12 protein-coding genes are annotated in these 15,550 nt (G+C 50.1%); 6 read left to right on the plus strand and 6 right to left on the minus strand.

The window, feature by feature from the left end; translation table 11 throughout:
* The first annotated feature begins 2 nt into the window (after positions 1 to 2).
* On the plus strand, positions 3 to 4,406 hold the full coding sequence (locus tag HMPREF9194_RS11565) for a SpiroCoCo family coiled-coil protein (protein ID WP_016526565.1): 4,404 nt from the start codon (positions 3 to 5) through the stop codon (positions 4,404 to 4,406).
* A gap of 12 nt (positions 4,407 to 4,418) precedes the next feature.
* Here HMPREF9194_RS11565 and recG read toward each other — a convergent pair whose 3' ends face one another.
* On the minus strand, positions 4,419 to 6,695 hold the full coding sequence (recG, locus tag HMPREF9194_RS11570; RefSeq protein WP_016526566.1) for an ATP-dependent DNA helicase RecG: 2,277 nt from the start codon (positions 6,693 to 6,695) through the stop codon (positions 4,419 to 4,421).
* Between the two features lie 3 nt (positions 6,696 to 6,698).
* Positions 6,699 to 7,283: a YggT family protein gene (locus tag HMPREF9194_RS11575; protein ID WP_016526567.1), complete on the minus strand. Its 585-nt coding sequence runs from the start codon at positions 7,281 to 7,283 to the stop codon at positions 6,699 to 6,701.
* A 140-nt stretch (positions 7,284 to 7,423) separates the two neighbouring features.
* Here HMPREF9194_RS11575 and HMPREF9194_RS11580 point away from each other — a divergent pair, with 140 nt between their 5' ends.
* Complete coding sequence (locus tag HMPREF9194_RS11580; protein ID WP_016526568.1) at positions 7,424 to 7,951, plus strand: FKBP-type peptidyl-prolyl cis-trans isomerase; 528 nt, start codon at positions 7,424 to 7,426, stop codon at positions 7,949 to 7,951.
* A 7-nt stretch (positions 7,952 to 7,958) separates the two neighbouring features.
* Here HMPREF9194_RS11580 and HMPREF9194_RS11585 read toward each other — a convergent pair whose 3' ends face one another.
* Positions 7,959 to 8,531 carry a shikimate kinase gene (locus HMPREF9194_RS11585; protein ID WP_016526569.1) on the minus strand — a complete coding sequence of 191 codons (573 nt, stop codon included), beginning with the start codon at positions 8,529 to 8,531 and terminating at the stop codon, positions 7,959 to 7,961.
* A 56-nt stretch (positions 8,532 to 8,587) separates the two neighbouring features.
* Between HMPREF9194_RS11585 and HMPREF9194_RS11590 the strand changes: the two genes are divergently transcribed.
* On the plus strand, positions 8,588 to 9,214 hold the full coding sequence (locus HMPREF9194_RS11590; protein WP_016526570.1) for a PrsW family glutamic-type intramembrane protease: 627 nt from the start codon (positions 8,588 to 8,590) through the stop codon (positions 9,212 to 9,214).
* A 47-nt stretch (positions 9,215 to 9,261) separates the two neighbouring features.
* On the opposite strand, the gene HMPREF9194_RS11595 is transcribed toward HMPREF9194_RS11590, so the two are convergent.
* Positions 9,262 to 9,600, minus strand: a complete 339-nt coding sequence (locus HMPREF9194_RS11595; protein ID WP_016526571.1) for a PilZ domain-containing protein — start codon at positions 9,598 to 9,600, stop codon at positions 9,262 to 9,264.
* 151 nt (positions 9,601 to 9,751) lie between these two features.
* Between HMPREF9194_RS11595 and pheT the strand changes: the two genes are divergently transcribed.
* Both pheT and HMPREF9194_RS11605 read left to right on the plus strand, forming a co-directional pair.
* Positions 9,752 to 11,488, plus strand: a complete 1,737-nt coding sequence (gene pheT / locus HMPREF9194_RS11600) for a phenylalanine--tRNA ligase subunit beta (RefSeq protein WP_016526572.1) — start codon at positions 9,752 to 9,754, stop codon at positions 11,486 to 11,488.
* Between the two features lie 5 nt (positions 11,489 to 11,493).
* The gene (locus tag HMPREF9194_RS11605) at positions 11,494 to 12,279 is read left to right on the plus strand and encodes a TrmH family RNA methyltransferase (RefSeq protein WP_016526573.1); all 786 of its coding nucleotides are present in this window, start codon (positions 11,494 to 11,496) and stop codon (positions 12,277 to 12,279) included.
* On the opposite strand, the gene HMPREF9194_RS11610 is transcribed toward HMPREF9194_RS11605, so the two are convergent.
* A complete protein-coding gene (locus tag HMPREF9194_RS11610) occupies positions 12,254 to 13,168 on the minus strand; it encodes an aldose 1-epimerase family protein (RefSeq protein WP_016526574.1) in 915 nt (304 codons plus the stop codon). The genes HMPREF9194_RS11605 and HMPREF9194_RS11610 overlap by 26 nt on opposite strands.
* 119 nt (positions 13,169 to 13,287) lie before the next feature.
* Here HMPREF9194_RS11610 and HMPREF9194_RS12005 point away from each other — a divergent pair, with 119 nt between their 5' ends.
* Entirely contained in the window at positions 13,288 to 14,322 is a 1,035-nt protein-coding gene (locus HMPREF9194_RS12005) for an NADase-type glycan-binding domain-containing protein (protein ID WP_016526575.1), read from the plus strand.
* Positions 14,323 to 14,468: 146 nt separating this feature from the next.
* Here HMPREF9194_RS12005 and HMPREF9194_RS11620 read toward each other — a convergent pair whose 3' ends face one another.
* Positions 14,469 to 15,524, minus strand: coding sequence for an alpha/beta hydrolase (locus HMPREF9194_RS11620; RefSeq protein WP_016526576.1), 1,056 nt, complete (start codon positions 15,522 to 15,524; stop codon positions 14,469 to 14,471).
* Positions 15,525 to 15,550 lie beyond the last annotated feature (26 nt).

Consider the following 15,550-nt stretch of genomic DNA (forward strand, 5'->3'; position numbering starts at 1 on the left):
CGATGATACTGAACATTCTTACGGCCGCAGTTTGTTTTGCGATGCTGCTGGTATTCAGGCAGCTGGATAAAAACAACCGGTCGATTGAAAAGGTTAAAAAATTTACGGACAAGGTTCTTGCCGATTTTGACGCGTATTTTAAAGACCGCATCATTCAAATGAAGAATGCCGGAGTTGAACTTGACGTAAAGCAAAGTCAGGCCGTTGCCGCCGTTAAGCGGCTCGAGCAAAACTCATCCGCTTTCGAAGCCCGCTCGGCGGAATTCGGTGCGCATATAAGCGTGCTGGACGACATAAAAAAACGCGTTCTTTCCTATGAAGCGCTTATAAAAGACTTATTCGAAATGTCGTCGAAAGTGGAAGAAAATCTTGAAAAAATACACAAACAATCGGATTTTATAGATAAAACGTTCAAATTGCTCTCCGACCAGCAAAAGCGGCTCGGCGAAATCGAAAAGAAAATTCCGCAGCTTTTGCTCGATTTTGAAAAACAAAATGCGGAATACATCGGCCGTGCGGGGGTCGAATATACCGCGGCGCTCGACCGGCGCTTTGCCGATTTGGAAACGCTTGCGGACGCGGCGACGGATAAAAACCAACAGCTGCTCGAACAGATAAACGAAGTATTTGAAGAATCGCTCTCTCGCGCCGCTGAAAAAGCCGATTCGCTTGAAGACGACGTTTTTGCACGGCTTCAGGAAAACACGCGGCAGCGCGCGGAAGAATTTGAAAATCTTTTAAACCGCAGCACGCAGGATTTGACCGAATACATCGACCGCGAAAAAACGGAAATCGAAAACGATTTGGCCGAACAAATGAAAGCGGTACGGAATTCCGCAGCCGACGTGTACGAACGTTTTAAAGACGATTCGGACGAAACGCTGGAAAATCTAAAGAACGATTTGTCCGCGGCCGTTTCCGCACAAAGAGAAAAGGTGCTTTCCGATCTTGAAAATCAGCAGGAACAGGTCGCCGCGCAGCTTGAAAAGCAACGCGAAAAGGTGAACGAGCTTACCGGCGAAACCGAGCGCATTTTGGCCGAAGCAGAGGGCGGCCAAGGCGAAAAAATCCGCAGTGTACTTTCGGAACAGGAAAACCGTTTTATCGAGGCCGTAAACGACATAAACGAAAAGACGCAGACCGCACTCGAAGAAGTGTCGAACCGCGTGTACACGGAACTTTCGAGCAGGCAGGAAGAAGTGACGGCCTCGCTTGCCGAATCGCGCCGCCTTTTGGACATGATCGGAAGCGGCCAGGAAGAAAAAATTCGCGCCGCCATCGAGGGGCAGGATGAAAAACTTTCCAAAGCGCTCGAAAAACTTACCTCGTCGGTCGCCGCAACATACGAACGCTTTAAAAACAGTTCGACCGAAGCGCTGGAATCTTTAAAGAACGATTTGTCCGCGGCTGCCGCCGAACAAAAAGCAAAGGTGTTTTCCGACCTTGAAAACCAGCAGCAAGCGGTTGCGGCGGAACTTGAAAAGCAGCGTGAAAAGGTAAACGAGCTTGCCGGCGAAACCGAGCGCATTTTAGCCGAAGCCGAAGGCGGCCAAGGCGAAAAAATCCGCAGTGTACTTGCGGAACAGGAAAACCGTTTTATCGAGGCCGTAAACGAGATAAACGAAAAGACGCGAACCGCACTCGAAGAAGTGTCGAACCGCGTGTACACGGAACTTTCGAGCAGGCAGGAAGAAGTGACGGCCTCGCTCGCCGAATCGCGCCGCCTTTTGGATATGATCGGAAACGGCCAGGAAGAAAAAATCCGCGCCGCCATCGAAGATCAGGATGAGCGCCTGCAGGGCGCAATAGGCGCTCAAGACGAAAAACTTTCAAAGGCGCTCGAAGATCTCAGCACGGCGGCATTTTCGCAGTTTGAGCGCAGGCGCAAAGAACTTGCCGACGCGGCGGAAAAGCAGTATTCGGCTTTGTCGGACGAAATCGCCTCTCTTGCGGAACAAAGCAGTGCGGAAATAGAGCGGCAAAAAAAAGAACTTGTCGAATTCAATACGAATTTCGGCAGGGCAGAGCAAATGCTGCAGCACATGGATGAAACGGTCAACAAACGCCAGCAGGAAAGCGCCGCCGCTATCGAACAGCTCCGCCGGCTTTTGGAGTCCGATTCGGCATCCCTTGCAAAAGAATCGGAAACTCACATGGCGCAAATGAAAGACGCGTTCAAAACCGCCTACGAAGACGCCGTAAAACACAACGCGAAAACGCTGCAGGCGTTTTTCGGCGACACGGAGGCACAGCTTTCCGATACAAAAAAAGATATCGAATACCGGCTTAAAAAACTCGAAACGCTTGCTTCGGACATCGACAGCCTCGACGGCAGTTTCCGCAAGCTTATGGAAAACGCCGAACAGCGCATATTAAACGAGTTCGACTTATTCAAAAACGATCGGGGCAGCGCTCAAAAAGATTTTGAAAGCGAAATCAATTCGTCGTACGAGGGCATGAAAGAAATTATCGACGGGTTGGACCGGGAATTGAACGAATTGAAAACCAGAGCGTACGACAGCGTGTCGGAAAAGCTGAAGGTTTTTGAAGACGATTTTTTTAAGGATTTGAACGAACGCGGCGAAAACCTGAGTACGTCGCTGGAAGAATGGAAGGCGGGCTTTGATGCGCGCTTAACTGATGTGTCGCAGCGTTTTGAAGACGAGCGGCGCAGTCTCGAGCTGCAGTACGGCGAAGATCTGAAAGAAAAACTGCTCACTCTGCAGGAAAAATACCGCCAGCAGTTTACCGCGCTGGAAGAAGCGCTTAAAAATGCGGAAGCGGACTTTAAAGACCGCTTCGACGGCATAGACAGTTCGCTGCGTGCGTTTACCGATGCACAGCATGAAGATATGGAAAAAGCCCGCCAAGCGGTTGAAGAATCGCTGAAAGGCGAATTGGATCGCCAACAGCAAAACACGGCGGAACAGCTGAAGCGCTACGAACAGGAAATAAACGCGCAGCTTACGCAGATATCCCAGTCGGTAGCCGTCGCGCAGGAAGAAACGAAGGGGTCGTTGGAAGGCATTTTGGGCGATCTTGCGTCGTGGCGAGAGCGGCTCAATGCGCAGTTTGAAGAAAACCGTTCGCTGTATACCGAAAAACTTGCCGGTTTGCAGCAAGCCTCCGAAGAACAAATCGAACAGGTTCGCCAGATTTTTACTTCCGACATTGCGCATTTTGCAAATATCGCGAAGGACGAAACCGGTAAAATCACCGCCGATTTGGATGAGCTGAAAGAGCAAAGCAAAAAGGCTTTGGCGGATTACGAAGAACGCACCGAACAGGTTCTTGAAGAATTCAAAAAAGCGTACGAAACCATGCTGGACGACACGCAGCGCAAAATCCGCGAGGAAAACAGCGACGCCGAACAAAAACTGCGCTTGTTGAAAACGCTCGTACAGGACGCTCAGAAAAAAACCGAAAGCATTCACGAAAAAACCTTTTTGGAAATTCAAACCGAAGCGAATCATCTTAAAATGAGCATCAACGAAACCGATCGGCAGCTTAAGCAGTTTTTGGCGCAAACGCAGTTGGTCGAAAAAACGACCGAGATGAAAAATCAGCTTGAAAATCAAATGAAGGAACTGCGCGATCACATTTCGCGGTTCGACAACTTCAAACAGATAACCGACAGCATCGAAATGCAGTTCGGCAAAATGCGAAAAATCGATGACGAGATAACGGCAAAGGTTCAGCAGTTTGCGGCCGGAAAAAACAAAATAGACGACATGGAAAAGGATTTCCGCCAGCTTATGGGATTGTCGTCGTCGATGGATCAAAAAATTCTGGAGCTGAAAAACACGAGCGACGATTTACAGATTCTTCAGGGCGAAGTGCGGCGCTTTCAGGAAACGCTCGGCGATATTTCCGTGCGTTACGACCGACTCGAAAAGAAAAATATCGTGCTCGATCAAACCATTGAAGGCGTCGACCGCACCTTCGACGAGCTGCGCAAACTTGAACAGCGGCTCGGCGAATGTTCGCAGCAAACGCTGGAAATGCCGGCCGCCGTCGATACGCTGCGCACGGATCTGGATTCGCTTATGGAAAAATCCGGGCGCATAAACGATTTGGTCGATAAACTGAATAATTTGGACAGTATTTTGGCCGAAACGGATAAGCGCATCGAAAAAGTCGATACGGCGTGCAGCTGGATAACCAAAACGGAAGTCCGCTTAAGCGAAATGAAAAAAGAAGCGCTTGAGCAAGTGAACCTGCTCGGGGCTCTCGTAAAAGACCGCGGCAAAAAGAAAGATGCCGGCGCACCGCCGATTGCGGTGCGTGAAAGCGTTATAAAGCTTGCCCATCAAGGATGGAAGGTGGAACAAATTGCGTCCAGCCTGAATGTAACGATCGGCGAAGTGGAACTTATTTTGGACTTTTACGGCAAAGAAACCCGCTGAGCGCGGTACGCATTACGCATAGTCGGCGCCGAGCGGGTTTCGGCGCGGCGTGCAACCGGGACAGGGCGTGTCTGCGGCTTCCTTTAAGGCTTCTGTTCGCGCGAGAAGCAAAAGTTCCGTGTCGCGCACGGGGTCGGCCAAACCGAGCGTCAAATAGCCCGACTGCTGAATGCCGGCCGCTTCGCCGGGCCCGCGCAAACGTAAATCCTCTTCAGCAATAAAAAAACCGTCGGTACTTTCGTGCATAACCTTCAACCGCTTTTTACCCGTTTCGCTTAGCTTATCGCCGTAAACTAAAAAACACGCCGATTGGGCGTTGCCGCGCCCGACCCGTCCGCGCAGCTGGTGAAGCGCCGCCAGGCCGAAACGTTCAGCCTGTTCGATAACCATACAGGTCGCATTGGGCACGTCAACGCCAACTTCGACAACGCTTGTCGCAACAAGCACTTGAATGCGTCCTTCGTAAAAAAAGCGCAGAATCCGGCTTTGGTCTTCTTCGTCCGTTTTTGAATGAATGAGCGCGCACTTGAATTCGGGATACACGCGCTCCGATAAAAACGCATACATGTGCTCCGCCGATTTTATGCCGCGCATCTTGTCCCGCGCCGCCGATGCTGACAGTTTTTCGTTTTCGGTATTCGGCATGGTCTTTGTTTGCGTATCGGCTTCTTCTTCGGCGTTTTCCGCATCTTCGATGCGCGGATACACGAAATACGCTTGATGCCCTTTTTTCAGTTCTTCGCGCACGGTTTCGTATACGCGCCCTTCGTTTCCCGGCTTTGTCAAATGCGTGAGTACCGGTTTGCGTCCGGCCGGCATGCTTTTTATAAGCGAAACGTCCAAGTCGCCGTACACGGTGTGGGCAAGCGTTTGCGGGATCGGCGTTGCGCTCATCATTAAAAGGGCGGGGTTTTGAGGCACGGCATCCGGGTTCGTCTGCCGCGCGTTTACGATCGAGGAGCGGCCTTTGTCTATAATTGTGCCGCGCTGTACGACGCCGAAACGGTGCTGTTCGTCTATAATGACCAGCTTCAGGTTCCGGTACAGGACATTTTTTGAAAACAAAGCGTGCGTGCCGATAACGATGTCTATGCCGCCGTTTTGAAGTTCCTCCAACAGCGGGATGCGGTTTTTGTTTTTAACGTTTCCGCTTAAAAAAGCGGCGCGCACACCCTTGCCCGTTCCGCCGCTTAGGGGCTCCAAAAGGCGGGCGGCGTTTTCGGCGTGCTGTTTTGCAAGAATTTCGGTCGGAGCAAGCAAAGCACACTGCGCGCCCCAGTCGATTGTGCGCAAGGCGGCAAAAAAGGAAACGAGGGTTTTTCCGGAACCGACGTCGCCCTGAAGCAAACGCGCCATATAAAAAGACGGCTTTCCTCCGGACGCATCGGATGCCGCAAAGCCCGCGTCTATGTCCGCGTTTATGTCGGCGATCGCCTGTATTTGGTCTTTTGTGAGCGAAAAGGTTAAGCGGCCGAGCAGTTCTTTTTGGCGCGGCGACAAAAGCGGTTCCAGTTCTTTTTGCGAGCCGACCGTTTTTTGGAGCGGCGCGCTCATGCCGCTTTTGCGCTCGGTCGCACGCTCGGCAATGTTTTTTTGGAACACGTACAGTTCTTCAAAAATAATCGAACGCTTTGCCTGTTCGGCTTCTTCCATATTTGCAGGAAAATGAATCGCCTGTACGGCCTTTTGTTTATGGAAAAATCCGTATGCGTCGATAAGCCTTTGAGGAACCTCGTCTTCAATTCCCTTCCCGTATTCCGAAAGCGCTTTTTTCATTGTTTTACGGATGTGGGTTTGCGTCAAGCCCGCGGTGAGCGCGTACACGGGATAAACGGCGCTGTCCGGCAAAATCGAGTTTGCAATGTCGGCAAGGCTTCCTTCTTCGGCAATACGAACTGCATCGAAAGACGAGGATTGTATTTCGCCGTAACGGTAGGTGAATGCGCCGCTTACGCTTATGAGCGAACCTTCAGGCAGGTTCTTTTGCAAAAAAGGACGATTAAAACACACGAGAGCCGCGCGCTCCGTGCCGTCGGTTACGATGATTTTCAGCGTTTTCATGCGGCCGAAGCCGAACCATTCGTGCGAAAGCACTTGAGCGGCCGTATGGACTTTTCCCCGCATAAATTCGGCAAAGGAGCGGCGCCGCGTCCGGTCTTCCCAATCGCGCGGATAATACGACAGCAAATCGGACACCGTAAAAACATTTACACGGGCAAAGGCTTTTGCAAAAGACGGTCCCACGCCGGAGATACGGTTCAGCGGTATCTCCATGTCCTTCAACTTCATAGGCTAGAGCAATAAAAGGGGCAGCACGCTTTTTACAAGCAGTCCCAAAGCGATTTGAACGACAACACCGCAGCCCAGCGTTATAAGCATCGCCGTTTTCGGCCGGATAAAACGACCTCGCACAAAAAATGCGGGAATTTTGTAAATTATCGGATTCAAAACCTGATCGACATTGTACCAAATGCGGCTTTGCGTTCTGTTGAGCAGTTCGGCAATCAATCGGACTAAAAGCAAAATATTAAAAAAAGTTAAAAGCGACGACACAACCGACCATACCATTTGCACAATCACGGCAATAATAACGAGCGGTGAAAAACTGCGCGAGCGCGCGATTTGCTTGAAAATCGACGAAATAATGAGTAAAACGCCTACGGAAATAACCGGAGAAATATCGACGGGCGAGTTCCGCGTAAAATTGAATTTGCGGAATGCGTTGAGCCAGGGGTCGCAGATGTGCGCAAGCAGTTTGCCGAAGGGACTGTAATTGAGGTCGGGCACCCACGTAAAAAAAACGCGTACAATGCATAAAAGCGAATACAGCGAAACGGCGCTTGCCAATGCCGCAAGCAGGCTGAAGATAATGTACATAAGCTGAATATAACAAAAAAAAGTGCGGGAATCAAGAAAAAGTCCTGCGACTGAGAAAACTGTCCGCCTTTATCCGTTTGCTCCGACTTGACCGCGCGGCGCTTAAAAGTGTATATTAGTATAAATACAAGAGGAATTATATGGTAATCGAAAAAGATAAAATGGTATCAATCCATTATACGCTGAAGGATGAAGACGGGAACGTGCTCGATTCGTCCGAAGGTTCCGTGCCGCTGGAATATCTTCACGGATACGGCAACTTGATTCCGGGTTTGGAAAGGCAGCTCGAAGGCAAAGAGGCCGGCAAATCTTTGTCGGTTTCGGTTGAACCGGCCGAAGCGTACGGCGAATATTCAAAAGATTTGGTTGTAACGATTCCGCGCGCGAATTTCGACACGGGAACAAAGATTGAAGTCGGCATGCAATTTGAAACGGGTTCCGGCGCAATGAGCCGCATTGTTCGCGTTACAAAAATTGACGGCGACAACATAACGGTGGACGCGAACCACGAGCTCGCCGGCAAAAAGCTGTTTTTTGATGTAAACATAACCGATGTGCGCGATGCGACCGATGAAGAGCTTTCAGCCGCTTCCGGCGATTCATGCGGCTGCTCCTCGGGCGGATGCGGCGGGTGTTCCGGCTGCGGCGGCGGATGCGGGTGCTTTTAAAAGGATTTTAAGGCGTTAAAGCCGGCAGCTTTTCAATAGCGGCGCATACTTGTTCCGGACTTAAACCGTCCGCGTTGACAGTCAGCGCCGCGTTTTTTTTATATTCCGCCGCTCTGCGTTCGTATACGGCGTGAAAAATCTCCCTGCGCCGTTCGTCTGTTTGCGGTTTGTGCCGCTCGATGTAGGCGGGAAAACTTCCTTCGCGTGCCGCGCGCGCGCAAATGCGCGAAAAAGCTTCTTCTTCGCCGATATCCAAATAAACACAGGTGCCCGTTTTTTTTAAAACCGACAGCGCGCGCGCGTTGTCGCAGATACCGCCGCCTGCGGCGCATACGACGCCTTTCGCGTTTGTTTTGCTTTTTTCCGCACAAGCGGCTTGAAAAAGCCGGCACGCTTCAAGTTCGGCTTTTTTAAACGCGGCTTCACCTTTTTGCGCGTACAGTTCGCGGCAGCTTATGCCGCACAGCCGCTCGATAATCGCATCGATATCGAAAAACTCGAAGCTCTTCCGCGCCGCCAAAAGACGGCTGGCGGTCGTTTTTCCCGAATGCTGTATACCAAGCAAAATAACGCACTGCATATGCTTACTATACAGCCTTTTATTGCACCTGTACAGTATTTTTGTTATGATGAAGTATGATTTTGTACGTAACGCTGGCCATGTGCTTTTTGCCCCTGCTTGCCGGCATCGTTTTTTCGGCCGTAAAAGTGCCGTCCTTTAAGCTTTCCTATTCCGTATGGGCGGTCGGCGCGGGCTTTGCCGCCCTCGTTCCGATTATCGTCATTCAATTCGTTATACGGCGCTTTTTCAATTTTTCGCCCGCTTCTCTTGCCGCCGTTTTTTTGAGCGCTTTGCTTTTTAACGGATTAATCGAAGAAACCGTAAAGGCGGTCTTTTTATTTTTGCTGCCGGTAAAGGCGGTTCCGCTTTCGGCGTTTACGGCGTCGGCCATTATTGCCGGAACGGCGGTCGGCTCTTTTGAAGCCCTCGTATACTGCATCGCCGGAACGAATTATTCGCTCGTGCGTTTGATTACGGCCGTGGTGTTGCACGCGCTGTGTTCGGGCCTGTCGGGAATTTTCGTGTGGACACGTAAAAACGGAAAGGCGCGGGCTGCCGCCCTTGTGTCCGCAACGGTTTGCCACGGCTTATACGATTTTTTTGCTTCGTTCAACGGACTCATCTGGTGGTTTTCGATTGCGGTGCTTTTATTTGCCGCCGTGAGGCTGCGATATTATTATACCGATTTGCAGCGCGAATAATTGAAACGCAAGTAACTGAAGTGCGAACGGATCGACTTCTTGACCGTTTAGCCTTCGGCGGCTTCGGAAAGTTCCTGTATGTACTGTGCCAGATTTTTGGTACCGGGCGAATGCAGGAATTCAAAGCCGATTTCCGTTGCCGAGTCGGCGGTCTTTTTCCATTTGGGCTGCACTATAAGAACGATCGGGTGCTGCGGCGATTTTGACGACAGGACGAATGATGCTTCATAGTCCGAATCCATGTCGGGGTCAACGACGGCGGGAAAACGGATACAGCAGCCGGAACTGCTTATATCGATTAAAAGACCCGGAAAAATACAGAGTTCAGGTACGGAAACCTTTCCCGCTTCGCGGAAACGGTGCGTTTTTCGTTCTTTTATTGCCATCGCCTAAAGGATACACTTCTTTTTGCTTCTTTGCAAGCCTGTTTTCTTTTATTTTTCATTCATGCCGAAGTCTGCCGTCGGAACACGAGGTCTGTACAGCGCCGGCGGATTTCGGTATACTGTAAAAACTACCGAGCTTAACGGAGGGCATATGCCTAAAATAGATGTAAACGAAAAGCTTTTTTTTAGTTTGTTGGGTGAAAAATATTCTTACGACGTGCTCGAGCAGCGCTTAACCTGCGCAAAGGCCGAGCTGGATGAAAAACCTGACCCCAAGGCGCCCGAAAACGAACGAACGATTAAAATCGAACTGAACGATACGAACCGTCCCGACTTATGGTCTACCGCCGGCCTTGCGCGCCAACTGCGGCTGCATAAAAATAAAGATGCCGAACAGAGTCGGGAAAGCGGTTATGTTTTATATAAAGACTTTTTGTCGTCGGCGGGTGAAAGCAAAGATTACGGCTCGCGCGTCATAAACGTGGATCCCGCCTTAAAGGATATCCGTCCTTTTATGAGCGCCTTTGTCATATCCGGAAAACCGATCGACGAGCCGATGCTGCTCGATGTCATTCAAACGCAGGAAAAATTATGCTGGAATTTCGGCCGCAAGCGCCGCTCGATTTCGATGGGCGTGTACCGCTACGCGCCGATTAAATGGCCGGTTTCATATCATGCCGTAGATCCGGATAAAACGAGCTTTGTGCCGTTGGGTTTTGACACGCCGATGAGCTGCCGCCAAATTATAAGCGAACATCCGAAGGGAAAAGAATACGGCTGGATTTTGGAAAAAGCGAAAAAGTTTCCGCTTTTAAGCGATGCCGCCGGCGAAACGCTTTCCATGGCGCCGATTATCAACAGCGCATTTTTGGGCGCCGTGCAGGTCGGCGACAGCGATCTTTTGGTTGAAATGACCGGAACCGATATGCCGTCTTTATTGCTTGCGACGATGATTGTTGCCTGCGATTTTTTCGACGCGGGCTATACGATTCTTCCCTGCCTTGTAAAGCATCCGTATGACACCGGCTTCGGCAAAGACCTCGTAACGCCCTTTTATTTTCAGGAACGGACGCAAGCTTCGGTTGCGGCGGTACGCAAACTTTTGGGCGAAGACCTTTCGGTCGAAAAAATGCTTTCGGCCCTCGCCCGCACGGGTGTCGAAGCGCAGGAAAAAGACGGCCTTATAAGCGTACTGCCGCCTCCGTACCGCAACGACTTTTTGCATTCGGCGGACGTTATCGAAGACATTATGCTCGGCTGCGAATTGTCTGCATTTAAGCCGGAAAAACCGCACGATTTTACGATCGGCCGTCTGTCGCCCGTAACGCTTTTGAGCCGCAAGGCGAAGGGACTTTTAATCGGCTTGGGCTACCAGGAAATGATTTTCAATTATTTGGGCTCAAAGCGCGACTATATCGAGCGCATGAACATCGACGGTTCGCAGGTAATCGAAATTGCAAACCCGATGAGCGAAAATTATCAGTTTGTGCGCTCTTCAATTATTCCGTCGCTTTTAAGCGCCGAAGCGGTATCGGGCAACGCCGTGTATCCGCATAAGATTTTCGAAATCGGCAAAACGGCTTTTTTATGCGATACGGAAGATACGGGAACAAAAACCCGTCAGTACATAGGATTTTTGACGGCATCCGCCGATGCGAACTTTAATACGGCGGCAAGCGAAACGGCTTCTCTGCTTTATTTTTTAAACCATGAATACAAGGTTGAAGAAGCTTCCGATCCGCGTTTTATTCCCGGCCGGCAGGCGAGCCTTATCGTAAAAGGCAAAGCGGTCGGCATTTTCGGCGAACTGCACCCGGCCGTTCTTGAAAACTGGGACATCCGCGTTCCCTGTACGGCGGGCGAAATCGACTTGGAAGCGCTGCTGTAAATCAAATGAAAAACAAGCAGCGAGCCGAATTGGCCGTGTGCGGTTTTGCGGCGGTACAGGCTTTGGCGCGGCAAAACCCGCAAAAAATAAAGCGTTTTTATTATACCCGTGAACGCGCACCGGCGTTCGGTTTTTTGTGCAAAGAACTTGCATCGCGTAAAATTCCGTACAACGAAGTGCAGGACGCGCAGGAACTCGAAAAGCTGTCGGGCTCGCACCACCATCAGGGCCTTACGGCGATGATTGAAATGCCGGTTTTTTTGCCGGTAGGGCCTTCCGATGTTGACGAATGGAGCAGCCGGGGTGAAACTGTTTTGGTTTTGGACGGTATCGGCAATGCGCAAAACGTGGGCGCGATAATCCGTTCGGCGGCTTTTTTCGGCATACAGCGGATCGTTTTGCCGGCCGCCGGCGCTGCGAGCCTTATAACGACAAGCTCGTACCGGAACGCGCAGGGCGGCATGGAATTTGTGCGGCTGTACGCCGTGCATTCGATTCCCGTGTTTTTGCGCGCGCTTAAAGGAAAGCTTTTACGTGTGGGAACCGACGCCGCAGCCAGCATGAACGTGCGCGGTGTAAAAAACGAAGCAAAAAACGATGCGAAGACCGGATGCGCCGTTATCTTGGGCAACGAAGAAAACGGAATGACGGACGAGGTAAAAAAACTGTGCGACCGGCTCGTGCGCATTCCCTCGCACAATAAACGGCTTGCGCGCGCCGGCGAAGCCTTCCCCGACAGTTTGAACGTTGCGCAGGCAGCCGCGGTTATACTGTATGAATTGTCAACGTAAGGGCGGCGGTAAAAGTTTTTCCGCTTTCAAGGCGCAAAAGATTCTTTTTGGATTCCCATTCGCTTGATGAGTTTTCAAAATCGGGCAGCGTGTACCAAGGTTCTATGCAGACAAAGCGCAGCTTTTCGGTTGCGGCGCTCCACAAAAGCAGGTACGGAAAATCTTTTATGCACACTTCAACCGAATATCCTGCAGAATAGCCGGCGCCGTTTTTTTTGTGCGGCGCACTTTTTTCGCGCAGCGTAACCGACGATGCCGTTAATCCCGTAAAGCACAGCGTATTGCCTTTGAACAAGTCGTCCGACAAGGCGAGCGCTTTTTGATTATTCATGTACCGCCTTTGCGCGCCGGAAGGAAGTCCGTTTTCGGTCAATTCGACCAAGTCCGGACTTTGCGCCGTATCGAAAACAAGCTCGTAATCGCCCGCCTCTTTTTCTTTTTCAAAGGGGCATATAAAGCCGGGATGAAATCCGAGTCCGAAAAACATCGGCGATTTCCCCGTGTTCGTTACGTCAACCGTATGCGTGAGCGCGCTGGCGTTAAGGGAAAACGTTTGGGCGAGTGCAAAATCGTAGGGGAACAGTTTGCGCGTAACGGGCGAACTTTCGGTTTCGAAGCGCAAAAGGTCCGCGCTTTCTTGTGCGAGCCGGTGTTCGGTCTGCGCTATAAAACCGTGAATGCCCGCGTCGAAAGCCGCGCCCTTGTGCGTGAACCGGCGGTTTTTTATTCGTCCCGTCCACGGAAAAAGCAGGGGCGCGTGAGCGTTCCATACGCCCTTTTCGCCCTGCCACAGGATTTCCCTGTGCGAACGCGTTTTTACGGAAACGAGCTCCGCACCCGCCGTGTCGACCGTAACGCTCAGATAATCGTTACAAAGATGTTTTTGCATACCGGCAGTATAGCCGCAATCCGCGTCTTTTGAAAGGGGCGCATCGCCGACAACTGGACAGCTGCATTTTTACAAGCTATACTTATCGATATAAAGTACCGGATAAGGAGGCAGAAAAGATGAAAAAATATATAACAGCAGTAATTTTACTGTGCGGAATGGGGCATTGTTTTTTTGCCGTTGATTGGCAAAAAGAATTGTTTGCACAGTTTATTCAAAAAGAAACGTTTCAAGTGCGTTGTGATTGGACACAGGGCTTTAAGAGAATAGAAAGAGAACTGGAAGCTTGTATAGAAGATCTTGAAGGTCGGCTGTATACTACTGAACGGTTTGAAATTTCCGATTTTACGTTAACTGAAAATGGATTTTTATCACAAAAAGTTCCCGTACACAATCATAAAACAAAAGAAGATAAAAAAATCGATATCTTCTTTGTGTTAGGAAATGAATATCTGTTGTTTTTTACAAGTATGAAGGATTTTAATTCGGGATATTTTTTGACTATGGCAACTCCATATATTTTTAAACAAAGAGAAAAAAGCGACTTTTGGGATTCGGAAAATAAACAGAGATGGTATGTAGACAGCAGTCCCTATTCAGGGCTTATAAAAAAAACGACAACAAGCAGTTATATGACCGAAACGGTAAAAGGCGTAACCTTTCCCTATAACGGTTCCGAGTTTGAATTATACATGTTACACGATGAGGTCGGGTCAAGCTTGAATATGTATGCAATGCCGTGGGTAGAAAACGCTGCGGGAGGCGGAATCGGTGAATGGATAGAAATTGAGCCGGATATGGAACAAAGTGTATGTTATATTTTAAACGGTTTTGTAGACGCATCGCGGCCTCATTTATATAAAATGAATAGCCGTATAAAAAAGGCTCTTATAAAGGGGATAACCGCAAAAGGAAAAGAGTTGGAGCAAACAGTCTATTTTGAAGATTTTGTATATTTTAAGACAGTACAATTTACGAAGCCTGTGGTAAAAATACGTATAACGATTCAAGATGTATATCCGGGGACTAAATGGCAGGATACGGCAATTTCCGCTATCATGTTTCCGGAGTATGATAATAAAGCAAAAGATTGGCGGTATAGATACAATAATGATACCGGTAAATACGAAGTATGCAAAATAGAGAAAAAATGAATAAAATATTTTTACTGCTATACTTATTATGTATAATGCGTTAGCGGGCGGCAGCAGTACCCCGCAGCAAGCGAATGCCTGCGAGGAGTACTGCAGAGCACGCGGCCGTAAGATTTCTTACGGCAACGCCCGTATACTCGGACAAGTCAATCGCGGAAGTTTTTCAAAACGGCGGCCATGTATTTTTCGGGGGCGTAAAAAAAGCTGCCGATGTGCGGGGCGCCTTCGGTTAAAACGAGCCGTTTGGGTTCGTGCGCCGCTTCGTACAAGCGGTGCGCGTCGGCGGGCGGTACGAGGGTGTCGGCGCTGCCGTGAAACAAAACGAGTTCAAAGGGCTGCGCTTGCGTGCATGCGGCCAAGGTTGTGCCCGGGCAATCGGCCGAAAAAGAAAATCCGTTTACAAAAAGGTTGAAAAAAGACGCGGCTTTTGCCGCACAGCAGAAAACCGCGCGGTGAATGCCTTTTGCGGATAAAAACAGGGACAGCTGGCGTTCGACTTGTTCCGAAAAACGGTAAAATCCGCAGTCGGCGGCAACCGTTTTCAGGGCGGCTCTTTCGTCGGCACATTCGTCTTGCACGGCGATGATTCCGTATGCGCATTGGACGGCCGCCGCGGCTCCCATGGACACGCCGTGAAGCACAATGCGGATATCTTTGCCGAAGCGGTATACCAAAAAGCGGAGCCACAGCGCAAGGTCGGCGGCGTCGGTTGTAAGATGGCCGAGCCCCGCAAAGCGGCCTTCGCTTTCGCCGTGGGCGCGCAGGTTGACGCTTAAAACGGAAAAGCCGTTTTTATAATATGCTTCGGCCAAATACGCCATGCCGCGGGCGGAATCGGAAAAGCCGTGAACGAGCACCGCAAAATGCTTTTTGTCGGACGCGCTTTCGGCATCGTTTTGCAGTTGTAAATCGGCGCACAGTTTCAGCGTTTTTTTGGGGAAAAAGGACGGTAAGGGGAAAATCCGGCGGATGCAGGCGGAGCGTATTGCGACCTTTTCCTGCGATGTTTCGTCTATGCGGTTTTTCGCTTCAAGCAAAACGGGGTAAACTTTTTCGTCCTTTATGTGATCGGCGTTATCGACGAACGAGTGTTTTGCGTACACGGAGCGCGCGCATAAAAAACCGAACAGTACGAATCCTGCGGAAAAGCATAGAATTAAAAAACCTGCGGCGGCAAGCAGCGGCAAAAAAATGAAAAGCATATCGAAAAGTATACACGCTGCGGGAC

Source organism: Treponema maltophilum ATCC 51939, assembly GCF_000413055.1.
Lineage (GTDB): Bacteria > Spirochaetota > Spirochaetia > Treponematales > Treponemataceae > Treponema_C > Treponema_C maltophilum.